This is a genomic window from Oceanobacillus manasiensis, from assembly GCF_000724085.1.
GTDB lineage: Bacteria > Bacillota > Bacilli > Bacillales > Amphibacillaceae > Oceanobacillus_B > Oceanobacillus_B manasiensis.
Genome location: NZ_CCDL010000005.1, coordinates 31,481 through 44,808, shown reverse-complemented (window position 1 = coordinate 44,808; position 13,328 = coordinate 31,481). Strand labels below are relative to the sequence as shown.

Below are 13,328 nucleotides of genomic sequence, written 5' to 3'. Positions count from 1 at the left end.
TATGAATACCAGGATAATAAGTAATACCAAAGTGTTTAGTTGGAAGCATTTTTTCCTTCAATGGGAATGGATGCTCGTTGGTTTACTAGTCATTATTTTTATGATGAATAGCTCTATATCTCCTTATTTTCTCAACTACACTGGCATATCAGATGCAACGATGACGTTTTTAGATAAGGCATTCATTGTCTTTCCGATGGTGATGATCATGATTATGAGAGAGATTGATATCTCAGTCGGTTCGACAGTTGCTCTTTCATCTGTTGTTATGGCAAGTTTGTACAATGCAGGGGTTCCAATGATTGCAGCGATGGGTGCCTGTTTATTAGTAGGCGCGTTATGCGGTTTTTTTAACGGATACTTACTTGTTAAGTACCGGACATTATCAGCGGTAATCGTAACACTGTCGACGATGATTTTATATCGAGGGATTGCCTATATGATTCTGGAAGACCAATCTGCAGGCGGATTTCCAACATGGTTTTCCTTTCTTGGATGGGGATACGTCGGCCCTGTTCCATTTATCTTAATCTTGTTTATTATCTTTGCTATCGGAGCTGTTCTTCTGTTACAAAAAACCACCTTTGGAAGACGTGTTTATGCGATTGGAAGCAATCCTGTAGCTAGCAGATACTCAGGTATAAAAGTCGATAGAATGAAGTTAATCGTTTTTACCTTAGCAGGTTTAATGGCAGCAATAACGGCGATTTTTCTCACGTCAAGAATGGGGAGTACCAGACCAAATGTAGCCAATATGTATGAGCTCGATGTCATCGCAATGGTCGCTTTAGGCGGAATTAGCACTGCTGGAGGAAAAGGTAAAATGCTTGGTGCCATTTTAGCAGTGTTTGTCATCGGCTATCTGCAGTATGGACTGGGGCTAATTAATATCCCGGCACAAGTGTTGCTCATTGTTATTGGAGTATTATTGATTGCTTCTGTTACTGTGACGAACCTAAGAGGGAAAGGGAAGTTCCAGAAAAAGAAGTCGAGGAAAAGTGTACAAAAAGCTTCATAATTATCTTTGTTAAAACAACCACCTATTGAAGGTAAAACTGTAAAGACTTCTAGGTTGTTGATTAATAAAATCACAAAGGGGAGGAATTGGAAATGAAAAAGTTTGGTATTTTAGGTATAGTTTTAACAGCAATTCTTGCACTTCTTGTTGCTTGTGGCGACCAAGGAGCAGCTGGAGGAAGTGAGGAAGGAAGCGGTGGAGATACGGGTGGTGGAGACGATGGAGATAAAAGACATGCGATTGTCTTCAAGAGTACTGGTAACCCATTCGGAGAAAAACTTATGGAAGGATTTGAGGATGCTGTTCAGGAGGCAGGTGGAGAAGCAATTCTTAGAGCTCCAGAGCAGCCGACAGTAGAAGGGCAAATTCAAATCATCGAAGAGCTCATCTCCCAACAAATCGATAGTCTTACCATTGTCGGGAATGATTATGATGGTTTAGAACCTGTTTTAACAAAAGCAATGGACAGAGGTATTGAAGTTCTTTCCACTGACTCCGCAGTAAATGAGAATAGCCGTATGGTGCACGTCAACCAGGCTGATCCGGAAGCAATTGGAAGAATTCAAATTGAAGCAGTCGCAGAAATGATTGATTATGAGGGAGAGATAGCGGTTTTAAGTGCGACCTCACAAGCATCTAATCAAAACTTGTGGATTGAATGGATGAAGAAAGAATTGGAAAATGCCGATTATGAAAATATGGAACTAGTAGAAGTAACATATGGAGATGACTTACGTGATAAGAGTGTATCGGAAACAGAGGCATTGCTGCAATCATATCCAGATTTGAAAGCAATCATTGCACCAACAACTGTAGGAATTGCTGCTGCTTCGAAAGTAATTACGGATAAAGGCTTGCAAGGGGAAGTAGTTGTAACAGGACTAGGATTGCCTAGTGAAATGGCTGAATATATTCAGAATGAGGTAAGCCCTTGGATGTATCTGTGGAACCCAATTGAATTAGGCTACCTGGCAGGGTACACAGCAGTTGCGTTATCCGATGGTGAGATCACTGGTGATGTGGGGGATACATTTGAAGCCGGTGACCTTGGTTCTTATGAAGTGACCGAAACAGAAGATGGAACAGAAGTGTTATTAGGAGATCCATTCCGCTTTGATATAGACAACATTGATGAGTGGAAAGACGTATATTAATATAGAAAAACAACAAAGGCTTTCGCTTCTTTTATGAGCGAAAGCCTTTGACCATTTATAACTCTGATATGAGTTACTGCCTTCCCACCCCCCTCTTGTTTTAATCCCTCTGCAGCTTATGGTCCCATTAGGTTTACTTTATGTACTTGAATTACCTCTCCTTGTATTATTTAAAAGTTTTAGAAAATGAACGAATGAAACTTTTTAAAAACACTACTAAACCTAGTTGACAACTAGGGATTATCGGGATAGAATAAGATTCATCAATTTAATATGAAACTCTTATTTAGAGAGGTTGAGGGAACTGGCCCGCTGAAACCTCGGCAACCTTTGATTAACAGTCATAAGGTGCTAAATCCAGCAGACTTTACGTCTGAAAGATAAGAGGTTGTACTTAAGCTTGAATTTAAGTAAATGACCTCTAAGAAAAGTGGTCATTTTTTTATTGGGAAAAAGGGGGATTAAGGTGAGTAAAGTACAACAGAAGGAGAACCTAGCATCCATTTTTGTTGAATTAGATAATAGTTTGGAAGATATGAAGAACTGGAGAAGGTACATGCACCAGTATCCGGAACTTTCGTTTGAAGAAGTACATACAGCAAAGTATATAGAAGATAAACTAACCGAATTTGGATTAGAAGTAAAGACGCAAATTGGAGGAAATGGGTTAATTGGAATTCTTAAGGGAGAAGAACCCGGGAAAACGATCGTACTGAGGGCTGATTTTGATGCTCTCCCGATCAAGGATGAGAAAGATGTTCCGTATAAATCCACCAATCCGGGTGTCATGCATGCTTGTGGACATGACGGTCATACCTCTGCTTTGTTGGGTACCGCACGGGCACTTAGTAATTATCGGGAAAATTTAAAAGGAAGCATTCTTTTTGTTTTCCAACCTGCAGAAGAGAAGCCGCCTGGTGGTGCGAAGTTTATGATAGAAGAAGGAATTCTGGGAGATGTAGATTATGTATTTGGTGCCCATTTGGCTTCTGATATCCCATTAGGGAAAATAGGGTTCGGGGAAGGTTATCAGATGGCAGCTGTTGATAAATTCGAGATTACTATTCAAGGACGTGGTGGACATGGAGCAAGACCACATCACACCATAGATTCGCTAGTTATTGGAACAAGTGTAGTGGAAGGATTGCAAAAAATTGTCAGTCGTAGTGTCGATCCGCTGAAATCTGCGGTTGTGTCCATTGGTGTCTTCCATGCAGGAAATGCTTTTAATGTCATTCCAGATACGGCGAAAATTGAAGGGACAGTCCGAACGTTTGATGGAGAAGTTCGTGACCAGGTCGAATCGGAAATAAACGCTATTGTGAAAGGGATTACGAGCGGATTTCATGCTGATTATGAAATTGATTATCTCCGGGGTTACCCAGCACTATACAACCATAAAGAAGAAACTAAGACGGTGCACGGACTATTATCGGAAACTTTTACGGAAGAAGAAATTGTCGAACTGGAACCAACGATGGGGGCAGAGGATTTTGCCTATTTCTTAGAACAAAAACCAGGAACGTATTTTAAAGTTGGCTCACAGAATGAAGATGAAGCTACCCATTATCCACATCATCATCCGAAATTTGATTTTGATGAAAGGGCTTTGGTAAATATCAGTAAATCTTTTGCAAAGATAGTGTCACACTACCTTTTCTAGGATGAATGAAGTAAGCGAAGGAGGAAATAGTTAGATGAAAAGAAGTTATCTGTTAACAATAGCAATATTATTTATATTTGTTTTATTTGGCTGTGCAAGTCAGGATGATTCAGGTGGTGAATCTAACTCTGGAGAACAAGCTGCTGGGGAACCAATTGAAGGTGGCGCGCTGAATGTCGCATTTTCCTCTGACCCAGATACACTTGACTGGATGTCTACAGGCGCAACGGCAACTAGAGATGTCGGCTGGCATATTTTTGAAACTTTATTTACTTTGGATAAAGATTATCAAATAAAACCAATGATTGCACAAGATTATAAAGTAAGTGATGACCAAAAGGTATATTCTATAACAATTCGTGAAGGTGTTAATTTCCATAATAATTCTTCGGTTACCGCTGAAGATGTTGTGGCATCAATTGAGCGCTGGCGCAAAGTTTCGTCTGTTGGAACAATAGCAAATGATTATATTGAATCAGTCGAAGCTGTTGATGAGTTAACTGTAGAAATTACATTAAACGAAGTATACAACTCATTCATGTCAGATATGGCGGCTCCAAAATCAGCATTGATGATTATACCAAAAGAAATTGCTGAAGCTGCTGGTGAAAGACCATTGACAGCAGAACAGTACATTGGTACAGGGCCGTTTGAGTTTGAAAATTGGGAACGAGGCAATGAAATTGTACTGACTCGCTTTGAAGATTATTCAGCACGTGAGGAAGGAGACTGGGGTGGTTTAACAGGTGAAAAAATTGCATACTTTGATGAAATCAAGTTCCTTATTGTAAAGGATCCCCAGGTGATGATTAATGGTCTGAAAACAGGAATCTATGATTATGCACAGTCTATTCCACCGGATCTGTATGAAGTCGTGGAAAGTGAACCTAGCATAGATCCGGTAACCTATATTAACGGATATTCCGTTACTACACCAGATAAAACGGAAGCCCCTTTTGATGACCTAAAAGTTCGACAGGCATTGAATTATGCACTGAATAAAGAAGTTATTGCTGAGTCAACGTATGGTAACAAAGATTTTTACAGTATGGACGGAGCACTGTTTGATCCAGAACAGAAAGTACTATACAGCGATAAGGGAACAGAAGATTATTTAGCATATGATAAAGAAAAAGCAAAACAACTGCTGGAAGAATCTGATTATAATGGAAAACCAATCAAGATTATGTATTCCAATGACTCAGAAACATATAAACGAATCTCACAAATTATGAAACAACAAATGGAAGAGGTAGGTTTTCTAGTGGAACTGGTGCCATATGAATGGGCGACCTACCTGGAAAAATGGAGCGACCCTGCGAACTGGGATTTAGTTGTTGTAGGATGGTCTACCCGATTCTCGCCTAGTGAATTAGGAATGCTGATTCAAGACACCTCAAGCAGTGGTTGGTATAACAGTGAGAAATGGGGAAGTCTGCTAGATGCATGGAGTGTTGCAGAGTCCCCAGAGGAAAGAGAAGAAATCTTAGCTGACATGAACCAAACGGTAAATGATGAACTTCCTTTCTTGAAGATTGCAAATGAGACTAAATTGGATATTAAGAGTGAGAAAATCCCAGCATATGATAGTTGGGTTGGTCAGCGATTCTGGAATACGTGGAAGAGTGAATAATTTTAATTGGTGGGAAGTCATGTCAGGAAGTGAAAATGACGTGACTTCCCTTTACATATATATTGAGCTAAAGGAGGAAATACGTTGCTGCAATACACGATACGCAGATTGTTTTCAATCATACCAGTTATGCTAATTGTAAGTGTCATTGTCTTTCTAATTGTCCATTTGACACCAGGCAATCCCGCCTATCTCATTCTTGGAGAAGACGGTTCACCAGAAGCGATTGCGCAGCTTGAGGAACAATTAGGATTGGATAAATCAATGGCTATACAGTTTGTTGACTGGATCAAAAATATATTAGTGGGGGACCTTGGCCAATCTATTTATTCCTCTGAGCCTGTTATACAAGTGATTATGGAGCGGGTTGGTCCTACATTCAGTTTGATGATTACAGCAATGAGCTTAACATTAATTATTGCTATCCCAACTGCAGTTTTTATCGTTTGGCGCAGAAATACCATACTGGACCCTCTGTTTACCTCTGCTTCGCTTTTGGGAGCGTCGATTCCGGAATTTTGGTTTGCCATGCTGCTTGTCTTGGGATTAGGTGTAGCTGTTCCAATATTCCCTGTAGCAGGATATGTTCCAATTGATGTTGGATTAGGTGACTGGATCTATCATTTGATCTTACCAGCATTTGTCCTGGCCAGTGTGGAAATTGGCCTTATTGCTAGGATGCTTCGAGACGGGATGCTAGAGTCAGTGAATCAAGATTATACAAAAACGGCCCGTGCAAAGGGCGTAAGGGAAAGCGTAGTTTTGATGAAACATGTACTTTCCAATGCACTTATCCCAACCACTACGGTTATCGGTGTAATGATAGCCGGTTTACTTGGTGGTACGGTTATTATAGAAACTATTTTCACCATTCCGGGCATAGGGCAGCTATTGATTGACTCTATTCATCGAAGAGATTATCCGGTGATTCAAGGTGTTGTTCTTTTCATCGCTGTAGTCTATGTCTTTGTGAATCTGCTAATCGACCTGTTATATGCATTTCTGGACCCTAGAATCAGGTACGACTAATCCTTTTTTAGTGGACGGATGTGCAGGAAGCTTACTGGCGCTGGAGCCGTTCATGGCTCAGCCTTTCGAGAAATATCGCTGCTGATGTGTATACTTTCTTTCAATTGAAAAAGGGGGGCTCTATATGTTTAAGAAAAAACGAAATCTAATTTCAGCAAGTCTATTGCTTTTGTTTACTGTTGCGACTATAACGGCATCATGGTGGTTGCCAGTTTTACCATCCGAAATGGATTCGGCAAAAAGGTTGATTGGACCCTCTGCTGATCATTGGTTTGGTACGGATCATTTTGGTAGAGATATTTTAGCACAAACAGTGGTTGCTGCGCGTGTTTCTTTAGTAGTCGGTTTATCGGTTGCACTGATTTCCACTGTATTAGGAACGATTACCGGCTTAATTGCAGGATATTATAAAAGAGCTGATTTCGTTATTATGCGAATTATTGATGGAATGCTGGCTTTTCCATCTTTACTGCTAGCACTAGCTTTAGTGGCCGCGCTGGGTGGCAGTGTATCAAATATCATCATTGCACTGTCTTTCTCTTTTTGGCCAGTTATGACGAGGATTGTCCGTTCGGCTGTTCTGCAAATTAATTCAATTCAGTACGTTGAAGCTGCGAAAACATCGGGTATCGGCGATCTAGTTATATTATTCCGCTATGTTTTACCGAATGTACTATCCCCAATTATTGTGCAGGGAACCTTTATTTTTGCCAAAGCTATTTTGGCAGAAGCGGCATTAAGCTTTTTAGGAGTTGGGGTGGAACCATCAACACCGACATGGGGTAATATGCTTCAAGAAGCACAGATCTATATCTCCATTGCACCTTGGTTTTCTATTTTTCCAGGGATCGCCATTGTTATAACGGTCCTTACCCTAAATATTCTTGGAGATGGTTTACGTGATTCCTTTGATCCTCATGCAAAAGGTAAGGTAAATAGGAAAAAAGGAAGGTTAAAAAAACAAATAAATGTAGCATAAAGATTTTATTTTTAAATAAAAGGAGGAGTAGACAGTGCTGGAGGTAAAAAACCTTAAAACACAGATTGACACCAGCGAGGGAATTGTCCAAGCGGTAGATGGAGTTTCCTTTACGGTGAGGGCTGGCGAAACCCTCGGAATCGTTGGTGAATCTGGAAGCGGAAAAAGTGTGTTAGCTAATTCCATCATGCAGCTGAACCCAAATCCACCTACTTTTTACCCTGAAGGGGAAATTTTGTTTGAAGGAAGCAATCTGCTAAAGCTTTCAGAAAAGCAGCTCCGTAAGATTCGCGGAAATGAAATTGGGATGATATTTCAGGACCCGATGTCCAGCCTAAATCCAGTTTTTAAAGTCGGTGCACAGCTGGTAGAGGCCATTTTGACCCATCAAAAAATGTCGCGTAAGAATGCAAAAGCCCGGGCTATTGAATTGTTAAAAGATGTGGGGATTCCTGACGCTGAAAGTAGAATGGATGATTATCCGCACCACTTCTCTGGCGGGATGAGGCAACGGGTGTTAATTGCGATCGCCTTGGCTGGTAATCCGAAACTATTAATTGCAGATGAACCTACAACTGCACTAGATGTAACGATTCAAGCACAAATATTAGAATTAATGAAGGGAATTCAAGAGAAGTACGGTACAGCAATTATACTCATTAGTCACGACTTAGGTGTCATTTCACAAATGGCTGAAAAGGTTTTAGTTATGTATTCTGGACGAATTGTGGAAAAAGGATCTGTGAACGATATATTCTATCGTACGTCTATGCCTTACACCTGGTCACTGCTGCGTTCCTTGCCACGTTTGGACGGAGTAGCACATGAGCGATTGATTAGTATTGAAGGACAGCCACCAAATCTCGTGTCCCCACCAAAAGGGTGTAATTTTCATCCAAGATGTCCCTTTGCGACAGAAAAATGTCTGGAAATAGATCCCGAATTAATGCCAAGGAAGGAAGGGCATTGGGTGGCTTGTATCTTGACAGAACAGGAATTTGAGGCAGAGAAAGAGCGACTTGAATCTGCAGATAGGGAAGGGGTGCTCTAAGATGTCAGAAGCCTTGCTTGAGATTCGTGATTTACATATGCATTTTCCAATTAAAGGTGGAGTATTCCAAAAAACGAAAAAACACGTAAAGGCTGTTAATGGTGTTGATTTATCAGTTAATAAAGGGGAAACCCTTGGAATCGTGGGGGAGTCAGGTTGTGGAAAGAGTACACTTGCTCGAACAATCGTTGGACTGCAAAAGCCCACATCTGGAGATATTTTATTTGAAGGTAAAAGTATACTTCATTACTCTCATAAAGAGATGCATCAGCTCAGACGGAATATTCAAATGGTGTATCAGGATCCATATACAAGTCTCAACCCAAGAATGAAAGCAGGCGATATTATAGGCGCGCCATTAAAAGCCTATCGTATGACCAATGATTTGGAGCGCCGAGTTAAGGAATTAATGGATCTTGTCGGATTAAAAGCTGATGATTATCATAAATTACCTCACCAGTTTTCTGGTGGTCAGCGGCAGCGAATTGGGATAGCTCGTGCAATTGCTTTGAATCCGAAATTATTAATTTTGGATGAACCAGTTAGTGCATTGGATGTCTCCGTACAGGCACAGGTTATTAATTTGCTGGAAGATCTGCAAAAAGAGCTTAATTTGACGTATGTTTTTATAGCCCATGATTTATCGGTTATCAAGCATATTGCAGACAAAGTTGGGGTTATGTATTTAGGGAAAGTAATGGAAATCTCCGATAGTGAATCTTTTTACAACGATGCAAGTCATCCGTATACCAATGCGTTATTGTCGGCTATTCCGTTGCCAGATCCGGAAAAAGAAAAAATGCGCAAACGAATTGTGTTAAGTGGTGAATTACCCTCACCAGCCAATCCACCAACAGGTTGTGTCTTTCACACTAGATGTCCATTCGCGCAAGAAAATTGTAAAACAAACACTCCATTATTGGAAGCGAAGGATGGAAACGATGGTCATCTTGTCTCTTGCTTTTATCCAATAAATACCGAAAAGAAACAACTTATCCTGGAGTAACCGTCCGTAAGATTCCCACTTTCTAACATGAAGTGAAACAGTGATGTATAAGTGGAAGTAAACGGAAGCTAACACCCCGATTCGTTCAACTAACAATCAGTGGAGGGATAAATGAACCACCCACTGATGGAAGTTTCACTTTATAGAAAACAATCAATAGAGGAGGAATACGATTGGAGTTACATAAGATTTCATTAATGGACGCTTATATGATTGAAACATTGAGAAGTAACGGCATATCAGATAAGGAAATTCTTACCCAAATAGAGCAGGGGAAAATCGAATCCTGGCAGGAACTGAATAGCAACTTTGATTTTCAGGAACTGATTAACTTTGCTGAGAAAGATATGGAAGGGTTTAAAAAGGCCCTTTCACAAGGTTATCGGGTGAAATTTATTACGTTTAATGGATTGAAAAATTTATTACGGCTCCGATTTGGAAAAGAGAAAGAAACGGACTATGAATTGACGGAAACAGGAATTCGGAACCTGAATTTAGATAGTGAGCAATTAGTGGATTTAAAGCGGATGCTGTCCGGAAATTGGATGGTTGAAGAGCAGGCTGATACTAATAATTTGGTGGTGAATATTGAGCTGTCGTAAATCGAGTAATAGCTTGAGAAACTATATTTTTTAAAAAAGGTACTAATTACTAAAAAACAGAAGAGCTTGGGACAAAAGTTCTCTTAACATTTTAAAACCCGAACTATCATGCAACTCCTTGAAAAACGGTTTGACTAGTTCGGGTTTTCTTATTATAGCGTAGACAGAACGCGGAGACTCCTTGAAAATGCTATAGCATTTTCTGCGTGCGATGCGTAGCTGACGTAGTCTTTCTTGTCCAACGGGAACAGCACGAGTCCGAAGACCCCGCAGTGATGCCCTTTCCGCGAGGAGGCTGAGGCCGTGCCCGTGGAAAGCGAAGTGTTCTGTCGAAGCGACGCTAAAAGTATTATTCGTATTTAAGCGTTAATAATTTAGTTATGTCCCAGACTCAACTTTATCAAATTGCAAACCTCTCCCTACTCTCTATTAAAAAGATTGGAAAGATTTTTGGTAGCATCATTTGTTTCTTTCACTAGATGCGTGAGTTGTTCTTTATTTTCCGTTTGCATCTGAATACTTGCGGAAATCTCTTCCAAAGAAGCGGAGGTTTGTTCTAGAACAGAAGCAAATTCGTTTACTGATGATTCAATGTTCCGAGTATCTTGATCAATATTTCCCGCTACAGATGTGAAACTTTGAATTTCTTGTTGAAGATGATTAATGGAATCTTGGATCGATTGGAAAATAGATCTATTCCGTACGGTTTCTTCAATATTTTCATCCATTCTACTTGATACAACATCCATTTGTTTTTGCGTTTCCTGATTGTTGTCGTGTACTTGATTTAACATGGTAGAAATTTGCTCAGTAGTTTGTTTGGATCCTTCTGCTAGTTTACGAATTTCATCAGCAACAACGGAAAAACCTCTACCTGCTTCTCCAGCTCTGGCTGCTTCGATAGAGGCATTTAGAGCAAGGAGGTTTGTTTGATCGGATATTCCTTGTATGGCCTCAATTGCTGTTAACGAGGATTCAATATTTTTACTTAATTGATTCATATCTTTCTTCAAAATTTCAATGAATTCCTTGAAGTCTTGCATATTATTATTTAACAATACTGACTGTGAACTACCTTCATCAATTCGTCCCGTTATATTACTCGTAAAACGATTCGTTTCTTGGACCCGTTTATTCATGGAGACAACTTGTTTTGCAGTACTTTCCATTGCAGTCATAATATCATTGATCGAATTTCCTTGTGATTGTGTTCCAGCAACAATTTCTTGTATTGAAATATTTACTTCTTCGATTGTTTGTTTTTCCAATTCGGACTGTGACTTTACTTGTTCCATGTTGTCCGCAATCACTCGGGAATTATCTTCAATAACAATCCGTTGCTGCGTTTCTTTCTGTAACTGTTCTTCAGCCTCAGCCTTCATGCTACCAAGATCTTTCTCCAATCTGCCCATAACTTTCGTTTGGAAGACAAGAACGAGAACAGATAGAGAAAACAAGAATAGATAGGTGGTGAGATCCGAAGAATAAATAGCTCCATTTATAGAAAAGGCGAAAAGTAATAAACTAACCGCTAGAAACGTGCCGATAATAAAAATTACTAGATTCATATAAAAGGCGGAACTAATTAGTAGGAAATAGAGAAGAGATAGATTATTTTCAGATGGGCTGATAAAAATAATACTTCCTAAAATAGCTGCTAGTCCGATTATCGCGAGATACCCTATTTGTTTCGTAAATTTCTTTGTTTTGAGCAAATAGGCAATGGTACCACATAAAACAAGCCCACCTATTGCGATCGCTAAAATGAGTTCAAGCGGTTTATTCATGCTTATTTCTACTACTACACCTAAAACTACTGTTATGATCAACATGATTAAAATAATTCTATTTTTCCTTTGTAATGTTTTCTGTTGTAATTCATCAATCGTCATGAACATTCACTCCTTCAGTCTGTAAAAAATTCCTTTTATTATATCGGCATAGTAATGGAAAAGTATAAATATATGATTACGAAACTAAGAAAAAAGAACACTAGCATAGACTAGTGTTCTGCTTGTAGAGTTATATGTTTTTACAGCAACTCTTTGAAATAGGAAAGGTTTTCTTCAAAGTTCGGAATAACCTTTTCGGTTTCAGCTTTCTTCACTAAACGTACTACTAAATCGTTAAATGGTGTGTCGATATCGGTTTCTTTTCCTTTGGATGATATAACCCCATTAATATAGTCTATCTCGGTTTTCCGTTTCTTTTCTAGGTCTTGTAACATACTTGCTTTGAGTAAGGCTTGTGGTCCAAATGCTTTCTTTGCAAAATCGATTGCTTGGCCTAGATTGATCTTGTTTTCCTCTAGTTTAAAGATAGCTAAATTAAATCCAGCAAGTTCTTCAAATTCAACACCTGATGCGACCCCAACTTTAAGTGTTTCATCTGCTAACATTACTGCGCTTGTTACAGCATCTTCATTATTAAGAACATCTCCATATGTACAACCTAAAGCAGTAGACAACCCACTCATAGCAACATTTACTAGGAGTTTTGCCCACTTCGTTCCTACAAGATTAGAAGATATAGTTGTATTACCTACTAAATCAAGAACTTCTTTTATTTGGTTAATGCGATCCGTAATGGTTCCATCTAATTCACCGATTTGAAAAGCGTTTGCTCTGAAAGCATCTACAGCTGTTGTTAATTCAGATACACCAGGTTTAACCCATGTTGCACCAAATTCAACGGATCCACCGATCACTTTATCCTTGCCTAAAATAGAAGCAAGCGACTCTTCCGGAACACCGTTTTGTAAGGAAAGAATGGTACTATCCTCACTTAAATAAGGTTGAAGATTAGATAGAACTTCCCCATTATATAGTTGCTTCGTTAATAAAAGGACTAAATCATAAGTCCCTTCCATTTGTTCTGGAGTAATTGCTTTTACTGCAATTGTTTCCGTTACAGTTCCTGTAATTGTTGCACCAGATTGATTTAAAGCGTCAACATGTTCTTTGTTGACATCAATAAGTTCAACATTCTCGTTCCCTTTTGAAAGATATGCACCGATAATGGTGCCCAATGAACCAGCTCCCATGATTGCTATTCTCATATAATTCCTCCTCTAAGTTGTAATGGCAGTATAAAGTATACTCTATATCCAAATTTAATGCATATATATTGAATATCAACTAAACATTTCCATTTCACAGCCGATATAAGATAGTAGAAGAGATTATGATAGTAA

11 protein-coding genes and 1 riboswitch are annotated in these 13,328 nt (G+C 39.3%); of the genes, 9 read left to right on the top strand and 2 right to left on the bottom strand.

Translation table 11 applies throughout. The annotated features are described in order from the left end of the window. Position 1 precedes the first annotated feature (1 nt). From BN985_RS18195 to BN985_RS18155, 9 genes are all read left to right on the top strand, one after another. Complete coding sequence (locus BN985_RS18195) at positions 2 to 1,018, top strand: ABC transporter permease (RefSeq protein WP_042225392.1); 1,017 nt, start codon at positions 2 to 4, stop codon at positions 1,016 to 1,018. Positions 1,019 to 1,110: 92 nt separating this feature from the next. After that, entirely contained in the window at positions 1,111 to 2,172 is a 1,062-nt protein-coding gene (gene rhaS, locus BN985_RS18190; RefSeq protein WP_042225391.1) for a rhamnose ABC transporter substrate-binding protein, read from the top strand. A gap of 279 nt (positions 2,173 to 2,451) precedes the next feature. Further along, positions 2,452 to 2,559, top strand: a riboswitch (SAM riboswitch). A gap of 148 nt (positions 2,560 to 2,707) precedes the next feature. After that, positions 2,708 to 3,835, top strand: coding sequence for a M20 metallopeptidase family protein (locus BN985_RS18185; RefSeq protein ID WP_042225429.1), 1,128 nt, complete (start codon positions 2,708 to 2,710; stop codon positions 3,833 to 3,835). Between the two features lie 34 nt (positions 3,836 to 3,869). Beyond that, positions 3,870 to 5,468, top strand: coding sequence for an ABC transporter substrate-binding protein (locus tag BN985_RS18180; protein WP_042225390.1), 1,599 nt, complete (start codon positions 3,870 to 3,872; stop codon positions 5,466 to 5,468). Positions 5,469 to 5,552: 84 nt separating this feature from the next. Next, a complete protein-coding gene (locus tag BN985_RS18175; protein WP_042225389.1) occupies positions 5,553 to 6,497 on the top strand; it encodes an ABC transporter permease in 945 nt (314 codons plus the stop codon). Positions 6,498 to 6,621: 124 nt separating this feature from the next. Then, on the top strand, positions 6,622 to 7,476 hold the full coding sequence (locus tag BN985_RS18170) for an ABC transporter permease (RefSeq protein WP_052360754.1): 855 nt from the start codon (positions 6,622 to 6,624) through the stop codon (positions 7,474 to 7,476). Positions 7,477 to 7,510: 34 nt separating this feature from the next. Further along, positions 7,511 to 8,527 (top strand): ABC transporter ATP-binding protein, encoded by a 1,017-nt coding sequence (locus BN985_RS18165; RefSeq protein WP_042225386.1) that lies wholly within the window; start codon positions 7,511 to 7,513, stop codon positions 8,525 to 8,527. A gap of 1 nt (position 8,528) precedes the next feature. Then, positions 8,529 to 9,533: an ABC transporter ATP-binding protein gene (locus BN985_RS18160; RefSeq protein ID WP_042225384.1), complete on the top strand. Its 1,005-nt coding sequence runs from the start codon at positions 8,529 to 8,531 to the stop codon at positions 9,531 to 9,533. A gap of 173 nt (positions 9,534 to 9,706) precedes the next feature. Beyond that, a complete protein-coding gene (locus BN985_RS18155; RefSeq protein WP_042225383.1) occupies positions 9,707 to 10,135 on the top strand; it encodes a hypothetical protein in 429 nt (142 codons plus the stop codon). A 419-nt stretch (positions 10,136 to 10,554) separates the two neighbouring features. On the opposite strand, the gene BN985_RS18150 is transcribed toward BN985_RS18155, so the two are convergent. Both BN985_RS18150 and BN985_RS18145 read right to left on the bottom strand, forming a co-directional pair. After that, complete coding sequence (locus BN985_RS18150) at positions 10,555 to 12,027, bottom strand: methyl-accepting chemotaxis protein (protein ID WP_042225382.1); 1,473 nt, start codon at positions 12,025 to 12,027, stop codon at positions 10,555 to 10,557. Positions 12,028 to 12,167: 140 nt separating this feature from the next. Beyond that, the gene (locus tag BN985_RS18145; protein WP_042225380.1) at positions 12,168 to 13,193 is read right to left on the bottom strand and encodes a ketopantoate reductase family protein; all 1,026 of its coding nucleotides are present in this window, start codon (positions 13,191 to 13,193) and stop codon (positions 12,168 to 12,170) included. Positions 13,194 to 13,328: the final 135 nt, after the last annotated feature.

Coding starts and splice junctions, on each gene's coding strand:
- BN985_RS18195 (WP_042225392.1), top strand. CDS start 2: ATGAATACCAGGATAATAAGTAATACCAAAGTGTTTAGTTGGAAGCAT.
- rhaS (WP_042225391.1), top strand. CDS start 1,111: ATGAAAAAGTTTGGTATTTTAGGTATAGTTTTAACAGCAATTCTTGCA.
- BN985_RS18185 (WP_042225429.1), top strand. CDS start 2,708: ATGAAGAACTGGAGAAGGTACATGCACCAGTATCCGGAACTTTCGTTT.
- BN985_RS18180 (WP_042225390.1), top strand. CDS start 3,870: ATGAAAAGAAGTTATCTGTTAACAATAGCAATATTATTTATATTTGTT.
- BN985_RS18170 (WP_052360754.1), top strand. CDS start 6,622: ATGTTTAAGAAAAAACGAAATCTAATTTCAGCAAGTCTATTGCTTTTG.
- BN985_RS18160 (WP_042225384.1), top strand. CDS start 8,529: ATGTCAGAAGCCTTGCTTGAGATTCGTGATTTACATATGCATTTTCCA.
- BN985_RS18150 (WP_042225382.1), bottom strand. CDS start 12,027: ATGACGATTGATGAATTACAACAGAAAACATTACAAAGGAAAAATAGA.
- BN985_RS18145 (WP_042225380.1), bottom strand. CDS start 13,193: ATGAGAATAGCAATCATGGGAGCTGGTTCATTGGGCACCATTATCGGT.